The sequence below is a fragment of the Endozoicomonas sp. Z74 genome (assembly GCF_057680865.1).
Genome location: NZ_JBLYZI010000147.1, coordinates 1 through 10437, shown reverse-complemented (window position 1 = coordinate 10437; position 10437 = coordinate 1). Strand labels below are relative to the sequence as shown.

Annotated in this window: 13 protein-coding genes; 6 read left to right on the top strand and 7 right to left on the bottom strand. The window is 49.4% G+C overall.

Features of this window, described 5'->3' with window-relative positions:
* Nucleotides 1-871 precede the first annotated feature (871 nt).
* Complete coding sequence (locus tag ACNRUY_RS24600; RefSeq protein WP_488114313.1) at nt 872-1534, top strand: outer membrane beta-barrel protein; 663 nt, start codon at nt 872-874, stop codon at nt 1532-1534.
* 131 nt (nt 1535-1665) lie between these two features.
* Here the strand turns inward: ACNRUY_RS24600 and ACNRUY_RS24595 are convergent, their stop codons facing one another.
* The 4 genes from ACNRUY_RS24595 to ACNRUY_RS24580 all read right to left on the bottom strand — a co-directional run bounded on the left by ACNRUY_RS24595 (nt 1666) and on the right by ACNRUY_RS24580 (nt 4515).
* Entirely contained in the window at nt 1666-2838 is a 1173-nt protein-coding gene (locus ACNRUY_RS24595) for a glutathionylspermidine synthase family protein (protein ID WP_488114312.1), read from the bottom strand.
* A 2-nt stretch (nt 2839-2840) separates the two neighbouring features.
* Nucleotides 2841-3365: a DUF1190 domain-containing protein gene (locus tag ACNRUY_RS24590; RefSeq protein WP_488114311.1), complete on the bottom strand. Its 525-nt coding sequence runs from the start codon at nt 3363-3365 to the stop codon at nt 2841-2843.
* 15 nt (nt 3366-3380) lie between these two features.
* On the bottom strand, nt 3381-3791 hold the full coding sequence (locus tag ACNRUY_RS24585; protein WP_488114310.1) for a DUF350 domain-containing protein: 411 nt from the start codon (nt 3789-3791) through the stop codon (nt 3381-3383).
* 73 nt (nt 3792-3864) lie between these two features.
* On the bottom strand, nt 3865-4515 hold the full coding sequence (locus tag ACNRUY_RS24580; protein ID WP_488114309.1) for a DUF2491 family protein: 651 nt from the start codon (nt 4513-4515) through the stop codon (nt 3865-3867).
* Nucleotides 4516-4603: 88 nt separating this feature from the next.
* Here ACNRUY_RS24580 and ACNRUY_RS24575 point away from each other — a divergent pair, with 88 nt between their 5' ends.
* A complete protein-coding gene (locus tag ACNRUY_RS24575) occupies nt 4604-5233 on the top strand; it encodes a LysE family translocator (protein ID WP_488114308.1) in 630 nt (209 codons plus the stop codon).
* A gap of 5 nt (nt 5234-5238) precedes the next feature.
* On the opposite strand, the gene ACNRUY_RS24570 is transcribed toward ACNRUY_RS24575, so the two are convergent.
* The gene (locus ACNRUY_RS24570; protein ID WP_488114307.1) at nt 5239-5955 is read right to left on the bottom strand and encodes a PspA/IM30 family protein; all 717 of its coding nucleotides are present in this window, start codon (nt 5953-5955) and stop codon (nt 5239-5241) included.
* A gap of 98 nt (nt 5956-6053) precedes the next feature.
* On the bottom strand, nt 6054-6680 hold the full coding sequence (locus ACNRUY_RS24565) for a YjfI family protein (protein WP_488114306.1): 627 nt from the start codon (nt 6678-6680) through the stop codon (nt 6054-6056).
* A 279-nt stretch (nt 6681-6959) separates the two neighbouring features.
* On the opposite strand from ACNRUY_RS24565, the gene ACNRUY_RS24560 reads away from it, so the two are divergent.
* Nucleotides 6960-7346, top strand: coding sequence for a YgiW/YdeI family stress tolerance OB fold protein (locus ACNRUY_RS24560; protein ID WP_488114305.1), 387 nt, complete (start codon nt 6960-6962; stop codon nt 7344-7346).
* A 23-nt stretch (nt 7347-7369) separates the two neighbouring features.
* Here ACNRUY_RS24560 and ACNRUY_RS24555 read toward each other — a convergent pair whose 3' ends face one another.
* The gene (locus ACNRUY_RS24555; protein WP_488114304.1) at nt 7370-7726 is read right to left on the bottom strand and encodes a PepSY domain-containing protein; all 357 of its coding nucleotides are present in this window, start codon (nt 7724-7726) and stop codon (nt 7370-7372) included.
* Nucleotides 7727-7757: 31 nt separating this feature from the next.
* Between ACNRUY_RS24555 and ACNRUY_RS24550 the strand changes: the two genes are divergently transcribed.
* The 3 genes from ACNRUY_RS24550 to ACNRUY_RS24540 are packed head-to-tail and all read left to right on the top strand — an operon-like array spanning nt 7758 to nt 10151.
* Nucleotides 7758-8132, top strand: coding sequence for a PepSY domain-containing protein (locus tag ACNRUY_RS24550; protein ID WP_488114303.1), 375 nt, complete (start codon nt 7758-7760; stop codon nt 8130-8132).
* Nucleotides 8129-8782: a response regulator transcription factor gene (locus ACNRUY_RS24545; protein WP_488114302.1), complete on the top strand. Its 654-nt coding sequence runs from the start codon at nt 8129-8131 to the stop codon at nt 8780-8782. The genes ACNRUY_RS24550 and ACNRUY_RS24545 overlap by 4 nt, the downstream gene beginning before the upstream one ends.
* Nucleotides 8775-10151, top strand: a complete 1377-nt coding sequence (locus ACNRUY_RS24540; RefSeq protein WP_488114301.1) for an ATP-binding protein — start codon at nt 8775-8777, stop codon at nt 10149-10151. Before ACNRUY_RS24545 ends, ACNRUY_RS24540 begins: the two co-directional genes overlap by 8 nt.
* Nucleotides 10152-10437 lie beyond the last annotated feature (286 nt).

Sequence of the window (10437 nt, the reverse complement as noted above, 5' to 3'; positions counted from 1 at the left end):
AACCTTCTCAAGCTTGATACTTCAGTGAAGGCTGGTATCAAGAACAAACGTAAAACCTGTGGCTGGGATGAAGACTATATGATGAAAGTGCTTGGGCTGATTGATTCTTGATCATGTTTTTGCCCTGAGGCAGCCATAAGCCGCCTTGATGGGCGGTCAAAGTATTATTGATTTTTGCGGTTCTGGCACCCGCCCTATACTGAACATCATTCGATATACCCACTGAATTTCATTCAGCTTTCTTTTGAGCACGACCATGAAAAACAACGCCATCACCAGCTGGATTGAGTTAAAAAAGCAAACTCGAAATTTTGAGACCGTATTGAACTGCAAGCGCATCCTTAAGAAAACAACGCCCTGGAATGATATGGCTCTGTTTTTTAAAGAAGCTGACAAACACATTAAATGATTCATATCCCTCCTGTTGTGTTATGAAGTACTCAGACTGCACGTTTCATTTTATTTTTGCAGCAGCCGCTCTCTGAGCGGCTTTTTTTTAGCCTGCATAGAGTAACAAAACAATACTAAAAGCAACATACACCTCCACACAGCTCAGTTCTCTATCTTCCTCCCAAGTCAGCCTACCGCCAGATCGACCACCCTACTTTTATATAAGACAGCCACTGAATAGAAAGCGTATTCGGGATTTTTGTACGATTGTACTTCAAATCAAAATGGCACAATTCAAATATCTGTCCTATATAACATGTCTCGCAAAGTTGAAACGTTGTTCTCAACAGTCGTTATAACTTGAAAATGCCATGACTTGAAAACAACGTTTATTCGGCGGGAAGGTTATTTCTGTTGCCAGCAGAAATAGCAAACGAAAGTACTAAACCACACTTGGATACGAGACATATCAGGATTCATTATGAAAACGTTAAAAGCGCTTCTAGCGGCCCTTTCTGTAACCGCCCTTTCCTCAACAGCAATGGCCTATGACTGGAACAGTGATCGGGTATTTGTTGGTGTAGAAGGAGGAATGGGCTGGAACAGCCTGGAGGCTGAGCTTGATGTTAATATATTGGGAAAGAAAGAGAGTGACAAGAAAGAGGAAAATGGAGTAAAAAGCAAATTCATAGGCGCACGAATTGGAACGTATATGCAAGATATCTTTCGAGTATACGCTACTTTTTCCTGGAATATGCTTGATGACACAACGCTCACCCTTAACAAAGCACCAAATGCTCCACTCCCTTTCAAAGATATGAAACAAATGAATTTCCTGCTTTCGGGAGACTATATCTTCATGCCAGAAAGCCAGGTTCATCCCTTTATTGGTCTTACCCTGGGAGCGACCCAAAATAAGGCAAGCCTTGAAGGAGAAAGTAAGGAGCAGTGGGGATTTGCCTACGGCGCTCAAGCTGGAGTTATCATCCCCCTGGATTCAGTAGACCTGGAAATTGGTGCTAAATATCTGGGCAACAACGCATCCATTGATGATGGCTTCAGTTATGGTGGTTCAAGCATAAGCTCAAAAGTTAATATGACTCATTCAAAACAAGCCTACCTTGCCCTGTCATTCCGATTCTAATTAAACGGCAACAGCCACGGAAGGCTATTGCCACTTTGATTTTCATACCCTTGATCATGAGACAAGATTTAATTCTGTAAACCTTTTATCATAACCTGACCCGTTTATGAGTAATTTCAGACTCCATCTCATTACTCCACAATAATATGAGGTAAAAACCTTGAACTGTCTTTGGTGATGGTTGTGGAATCTTCACGGATGCCAATACCCGCAGACCGATCACCGACCACCCAACTGCCAATCAAGGTATGATTCCCGGCAAATACCGGCAGAGGTTGGAATTTCTGGAGAATATAGCCACTGTCATCATAGGGGCCATCCACAAAATCGACTTCCTGACCGTTTTCAATAATGCTGACATTGGCACCTTCTCTGGAAAATACCGGTTTTTTTACATAGGACGATCCAAGATCGTCACCTGGGTTTTCATCCTCAAAATAACAGGGCAATAAATTCGGATGCCCTTTAAACTCCTGCCATAACAAGGGCAGCATGGCCTTATTGGACAGAATCGCCTTCCAGGGAGGCTCAAGAAACAGTGTCTGACCGCTCTTTAGAGAAGAACCAAAGTCTTCCTCAAACATAAACTCCCAAGGATACAGTTTAAACAATCCAGGTATCGTCATGTCGCGCAAGTCCGTAAAACGACCATCATGACTTAAGCCAATATCCTCTACATAAATAAATTCCGTATTCAAACCAGCCTGAATAGCGCAGTCACGAAAATACTCCACCGTGCCATAGTCTTCCTCGGTATCCTTGCAGCAGGAAAAATATAAAGGCTCTTTCCCCATGCGTTGCTTTTTCAGGAGGACCAGTGTTTCAATCAGCATCTCCTGAATGATATTGAACTGATCTGTTTCCGGTGGCAGGCGCTTCTCATCAATCATCTGCTCCAGCCAGAGCCACTGAAAAAAGGCCGATTCATACAGGGAAGTGGGGGTGTCCGCATTGTATTCATAGAACTTGGCAGGAGACTTACCATCATAGGAAAAATCCATTCGCCCGTAGAGGTGAGGCTCCCCATTCAGCCATGAGTGACGAATGTAGTCCCAATAGGGCTCCGGGATCCTGAGCCGCGTCATCATGGCTTCAGAGTGCACCGCTTTGTCCACCAGCTGCAGGCACATCTGGTGAATTTCCGCAGTGGGATCTTCCAGATCCTCTTCAATCTGCTTCAGTGAAAAGCGGTAATAAGCCGACTCATCCCAATAGGTTTCACCGTACAGTGTATGAAATTTGAAGCCCAGAGATTCCGCGAGCGCTTCCCAGCTCTTTCTCGGGGCGGTTTCTATGCGCAGCATAATTACCCCCCCCAACTTCCCCTTGCTGCCGAACGGCTGCCAAAGCCACCGCGCTTCATAGTAGTGGTTTTGATAGAAGGCTTGACCGTTGTCGCTTTATCAACCAGCACTTTGCCATGCTTATAACTGCTGCCTATCCGGTCATAGTTTCCAGTCTGGTAATACCCTCCCCGGCCCAGATAAAGGGGAATCACCGTGAATGAACTGCCACCAGAGCGCTGCTGGACAGCCGACAGCATAAAGCCTTCCATGGTTGGGATATATTCCCCGGACGACAACTGCTGGCACACAGAATTAAAGTCCTGCTGACAATCTTGCACATACCGGTACTTCGGGGCCGTCATCAGGTGGGTCTGCCAGGCTCGGTTGTATTCAACTTCACAGGTGGTTTCAGATACAAGCCCGTCAGACACACAGCTTTCGATGTTTTTGTAGACCAGCGCTTCTGTGGTGGATTTGCCACAACCGGCCAGCATCAGCGGTGTCGCCCCCATCATCACCAGCTGGAGCTTTTTTGAGCGTTTCATTCCCTTACCCCGGTATTAATAGGTCAAACAGGCTGCATTCAATAAACCCGCAGCAATGGATACAGCACCCAGCCAGATACCGGAGGCCAGTTCATTGTCAGAGATTCGCTCAGAAATTCTTGGAAAAAACAACCGAAGTCCAAAAAAGGTCGCTAACTGAACCACCAGTGCAACGGCTCCCCATAGCACCATATCCACCAGATTGACGGAGTTTTCAATGACACTGGCCAGAGGCAGAACGAAACCAATCAGGCTACCAGCAAAAGCAACCGCTGCTGCAGGCGCATTAGCCTTGATCAGTGCGATCTCATCATGGGGAGTCAGTTTGGTATACACCAGAACATAAATGCCGGTCAGCACCAGCCCCGTGGCAAAATAGGCCAGAAACAGAGGCACGCCTGCCAGATAGTCTGCGATGGCAATCATCTTGTCATTTCCCGAAGGTGAGTTGTGTCAGCAAAATTCAATGGTACTCCTGCAGCCCGGCAGTTTCACCCGTTTACAGTACGGACATGGAGGACATGTCCAGATCAACACCCAGACTGACAACCGCGGTCGCCTCATCCTCACTGGTAAACTCCAGGGATGCCAGCAGATACTCCGTTCGGTCACAGCCGGGAATTTCCCGCTGATAAAGCATGGCCAGGTGATCAACCTCATAAGGCTCACTGCCTGCTTCCCGGTTATGAACCACTTCCAGCAATTTCACCGGCTCAATCCGGCCCGGTACACTGTCATCCCAGACCCGTTGATAAACGACCCCCTCAAGGGTGAAAGTCTCCCGACCAATGGTACCGCTGTCGCCTACCCAAAGGTCGACCCCACGCTGACTGGTCAATGAGTGCGTCTGTTCAAAAACAAACAGTTTTATATCATTAACGTGCTGGGTTTCATGACCACCCGTCGTTGAGATCTGTAAAAACCCGTCATCTGACGTATAAAACCGGCTCAGTGAAGCACCTCCACCCAACTCAACAAACCCTGCCGCCTCAATGGTCTGAGCTCCTTCCGGAAGAGCCATCCTCAACTTTTCTGCCACCATTTTTAACGGCAGCAGGTCAAGCTCTACAGCACCACCCAGTCGGAGATTGAGGGGGGAAGGCAAAGCGGATTGCCCGGATTGTTTTTTTCGAAACCAGTCAAAAATCATCGAATTTATACCTGCTGAACACTCATTTGACCCATTTGGGGACTATACTCTGATTCCCCCCTCCTGATGGCAGTTAAGAGATTTTCTCATGTCTGAGTCATCATATGGGCTATTTCTCATAGCCACCCTGGTGCTGGCCCTGGCTCCCGGTCCAGACCTGCTTTATATATCTGCCCGAGGCCTTTCCCAGGGTCCGGTGGCAGGCCTTATTTCCGCCCTTGGCATTCACACAGGTGTCCTTATCCACACCCTGATTGCTTCCCTCGGGCTATCGGCACTGATCGCCTCTTCAGCCGTTACCTTTGGTATCATCAAGTACGCTGGAGCCGCATACCTCTGCTACCTTGGGTTCAAAACCCTTGTTCCGGGCAGGCAGTCGGGACATGACCAGTGCATTTCAAGGGACGCCCTTAAAAAGGTGTTTTGCCAGGGTGTGATCACCGACATACTGAACCCAAAAGTCATTCTGTTTTTTCTGGCTTTTTTTCCACAGTTTATTGATCAGAACAGCCCCACAGCCCAGAGCGACATCATCGTTCTGGGGCTGATGTTTGTGGCAGTAGCCTTCCCTATCGATGCCGCAGTAGGTCTGTTGGCGGGAAGCATCCGGCATCACCTTGATCAGATCAACCAGCGAATGAACTGGGGAAAGTGGATGGCAGGCTCAGCCTTTATCCTTCTCGGAATCAGCACGGCTCTGAGCTCGCCACCCTCCTGAAGCTATTACTTCTGCTGCTTGGCTTTCAACCGTTCAAGCACGCTGGAGGCGCTGGAATCACCTTGAGTGATCCCCGCCGCCTTCAGTTTGCTTTGCAGATCAGACTCAGCAGTGTCACCTGACATTTCGCTGGCCGCTTCCATCTGAGCCGCTCGCTCTGCCTGACGACGCTTAATACGCTCCAGAGACTCAGTGGCAGTGGTCATCTTGGAATTAACACCACTGTGCTTAGCCGCACAAGCTGCCTGGGCTTTCTGAACAGATTCTGTTGCCTTTACAGTATCCACCTGTTGCTTCAAACGGCGCAGGTTCGCTTCTGCATCGGTGACCGCTTTTTTTAGACTGGCCACACTGTCTGCAAAGCTTTTTTCCAGTTCCTGCTCAGAACTGAGTTGTGCCTCATAATCCGCAATTCGGGTTGCTACATCCGTGGCCAGGGCATCATCGCCCTGCTCCAACGCCTTGATGGCATAACCTTCATATTCCGCCACTTTGTCTTTCAACTCTGCGCACTTCTGGGAAGCCAGCTTCTGCTTGGCCATAATGCCTGCCAGCTGGGTTTTGGACTGCTGCAGCTGATCACTGGCTTCACGGATTTCCTGATCCAGAATGCGCAGGGCATTACTATCAGCAATAGCCTCACCCACTTCGTTGGTAGCCCCCTTCAGGGCGGTCATCACTTTGCTCCAGATACTCATGGTGTATTTATCCTTGATATTCATTAAACCGATTCGGCGAATAAACGACAGGAAACTAATGAATCTAGTATGTCACTCCACCGCTGCCTGTTGAAATAAGCAGGCTTTCATCCTGTTTCAGCTCAGGCTACTGACTCAGAAGACAAGTGCCCCCCATAAGCCTCTGTCGCTTTGATGGCATTGGCGGCCAGGGTTTCAATTTCCAGAATGACGTTCTGCAGCAATGAGGCTGAACTGAGGGCGCCAAAAATGGTGTAGTACTCAGAACCATCAGGAAAACGGTCAAGGCTGATGGTCGACAGAGGGAACAGCTTGTGGGTGCGGAGAACCTCATCATTCAGGATATTGGCATCTTTCACCAGAGCCAGTGGCCATAGCACAGCGTCAGCGACAATCTGTTCTCCGGAAACCGTCAGATAAATGGGCAGGTCACCAAACTCTGTCATGGTAATTTCCAGGCAGGGTTCGGTGCCGTCTACCAGCTTCAACCTTGCGCCACCACTGGTAAACAGCGGGTCGGCCTCAAGGGCCTTATGCAGGCTCTGAATGGTCCAGATATCATGGGACTGAGTCATGGGGTTACTCCCTGATGGTTGGTCGAAGTCGGGTTGCCTGAGCCTGCGTTCAACATCGCGAAGCTCACTGGCATTCTCCGGAAGAATCCAGACTTCTTTTTTAACCAGCCCCTGCTCCCTCATTCTGGCGCGGAACTGGCGTTGATAATGAGCGGCGTTTTTCCGGGATGCCATGAATTTTCTCTCTTGCTTTACCTGAGTCGGTCATTCTTATGACTGGCCCACTATATTACATGTAACATTTCTTACATGTAACACTTTATGTATAAGATATAGCGCCACTCCCCAATTATTCAAGGCATCCGCTGTGTAAAGAAGTGTCAGCCAACGAAACAGCCTGCCCAGAAACCCTGCCAACATGAACGCAGGATGAACAAAGCCTTCAGGGCCTGTTCAGAACCGGGATGGTCTAATAACACCCGATTCAATCATTGACAGAACCGGAGATAAAAAATGCGCACTTCCGTTATTACCTTGCTGATGGCGCTGACAATAGTCCCCTTAACAGGCCAGGCAGACAACGAACACAGCAGTCAGAGGCACTCCCGGATCCACTATCAGGGGCCGGTTACATTAACCCCGCTCAGCGAACTGCAAACCACCTCCATGACCATGAACGATAAACAGGTGGTGGTTGAAGGAAGGCTTATTCGCCAACTGAGCAGCGAAGACTTTATCCTTTCCGATGGCAAGCACGAAATCACGGTGGAACTGGACGACGATGTTCGATTTGATGGCACGCTGACCGACCAGATGACCCTGCGCCTGTTTGGTGAGTTTGAAGGGGGCCTGAACCCCAAGCTGGAAGTCGATCATCTTCAGGCCACAGACCCGTCCTGACTCTTTGATCTTCTGGAGGAGACTCAGTCCTCCTCCACCTCCAATATCTCACCGGTTCGGGCATCCATTTCAATTTCCATCCGGTCACCCTTGCGATCAAACGCTTCGACTTCGTATTCTTCATGGTCGTCTGACAGCTCAATGCTACGGACATCATGATACCCATGCTCAACAGCTATTCTGGCCACCTCTGCCATGGAAAGCACAGGAGTCTTTCCTTCACTGAAAGCAGGCTGCCCCGGAAACACAACCAGGGCCAAAAGAAGCAGCCAGAAGACATGAGCAAAACCACTTTTACCGTACAGCGACTGGAAATACACTGACATACAACACCATACCCTATCGGACAGAACCCTATTCAACACCATGATTACGCTCATATCTACCCACACCTGACTCACCGGGCACAGAATGAAAAAAACACGCTTTCTTCAACTGTTACTATGCATTCTATTGCTGAGGACCGGAGGCCTTCAGGCAAAACCTCTGGACCAGGCTGAACTCAGCAACCCCGATATCCACAGCTCTGAAGGCCAGGATGAGGTCATGGCGGCAGTCAAAAATGGCAAAGTAGCCAGTTACTCAAAACTGGAGGCAGCGCTACAGCGCCAGCTGAAAGGACGGGTTATTCGTGTTGAGCTGATCAAGCGACGAAAGGGCTGGTATTACAAACTTCGTCTCATAGAAGACGATGGGCGTATCATAAAGGTTAAGGTAGACGCTCAGAGCCTTCAGTTACTTGAACTCGAAGGACACCGACTGGAAGAGGTACTCATTAAACAATGAAAATTCTGGTTGTGGAAGACGAACCGGCTCTTGCCAGGCAAATAACAGACGCTGTAGAACAGTCAGGGTGGACAGCTGAACATGCCGACAATGGAATAGACGCTCTGTTTCAAGCCTCAGAGGGCAGCATCGACGTGATGGTTCTGGACCTGGGCCTCCCCAGACTGGATGGACTCAGCGTATTAAGAAACATCAGAGAACAGGGCAACCCATTGTCCATTATTATCCTCAGTGCCAGAGACTCTCTGCATGACCGGATAGAAGGCCTTAACGCCGGGGCAGACGACTACATTTGCAAACCCTTCGAAATGGCAGAACTGGTGGTCAGAATTCGCACCCAGATCCGCCGCAGCACCGGTCATGCCTCACCGGTTCTGACAATAGATGGATTAACCCTGGACACTCGCTCGTCAACCATTATGTGGCAAGGTGTACCGGTGAGGCTGACGGCCCTTGAGTTCAAGCTGCTCTACTACATGATGCACCACCAGGGGCGTATTATCTCCCGCACTGAACTAACGGAACATATCTACCAGCAGGATTTTGACCGGGACTCCAACACTATTGAGGTCTTCATCCGGCGAATTCGTAAAAAAATACACAGCGATGTCATTGAAACCGTCCGGGGGCTGGGTTACCGACTTGGTTAAGTTTTTCCAGCACCGGTTAACCGGCAGCCTTCATTCACTCTTCACCACCCAGTCATTGCGCTGGCGGCTACTGATTGCCGCCTTTGTATGGATCATCCTGATACTTTCCACTGCCGCGATTCTGCTCCCCAGGGAAGTGGAAAACTATCTGCAGATGGATCTGGACCAAAAGATGAACATTTATCTGGATCAGCTCAGTGCCAACATTGATCGGTCAAGCAGTGGACAGATTCTGCTGGAGCAAGAACCCACCAACCCACTGTTTCATAAACCCTACAGTGGCTGGTACTGGCAGATAGACTCTGACAACAGTCACCTCCGCTCACGGTCACTCTGGGATACCCGCCTTGAAGGCGACCAGCCGCAAGGACCCGATGACCAGGAACTGCTGCTGAAAAAGCGCACTCTTTACCTGGGCAAGAATGATGCTCCCGTTCTGGTGACCGTTGCTTTCAACAAAGAACCTCTGGAAGAAACCCTCGAAACATTAACCGGAGCCATTCTTACCGCCCTGATTGGAACGGCCTCTGGCCTGCTGTTTCTGGTATGGCTACAGATCTACTGGTCTCTGACCCCTTTGAAGCGGCTTCAACGGGACCTGAAAAACATTCGCCAGGGACACTCGGACTCCTTGCCCGGCCACTATTCCAGAGAGATCCAACCCGTCGTGGATGATCTCAATGCTTTACTGTTTCACTACTCCAATCTGCTTGAGCGGGCTCGAAGCCACACCGGCAACCTCGCCCACTCCATCAAGACCCCTCTGAGCATTCTGCGTAACCAGGTCAGCCTGCTTCCCCCATCAGAACAGCCGCCCCTGCTATCGTCTCTCCAGAGCATTCAGGAGAGTATGGATTATCATCTCAGTCGCTCCAGGCTGGCAGGCGCCAGCCACATACTCTCGGCACACTCATCCCCCACAGACCTCATTGACCGGGTGTCCTCTGCTTTTGGAAAACTATACTCCGGCCGTGGTATTACCCTGGTCAATGAACTGCCTAATGACGTCTATGTAGCGGTGGAATCCAGGGATCTGGAGGAGATGCTGGGAAATCTGATTGAAAATGCCTTTAAATGGGCACAGCAATTAATCCGGGTTCACTCTTACCCGGAGCAGGGACAGATCATTATTGTTATTGACGACGATGGTCCCGGCGTAAAACCAGAGCAGCTCCCCCGCATTCTCAAACGCGGCACCCGCCTCGACGAGCAAACCCCGGGCAGCGGACTTGGCCTGAGCATTGTTCAGGATATCGCCCTCAGCTACCAGGGCAACCTGACTTTGCAGCAGAGCAACCTGGGAGGCCTTCAGGCAATCTTGTATCTGCCCGTCAGCAGAAGTGATTATAAGAGCCATTACCAGCGCTAACTAGACATAGCTGAGTAATGCAGAATGCAAGTTAATCATTTTGTACTTTCGCAAGTATTGTATGCAACAGCAATGCAGGCAGCAGACTTCTCCAGCCTGGAAGTTGAACCAGAAAAGTTTCAACGAGGGAACTTTTTAAACAAATAGATATCTAAACAACCCCCTGTGTCAGGATAGATGTCGCCTCTTTTGACTCATGACTCTCTTCAATGGAGAGATGATTAAAAGAGGCAGTTATGGCTCGCTACTCCAAAGAAATGAAAGAGGCCGTCATCCAGAAGATGAT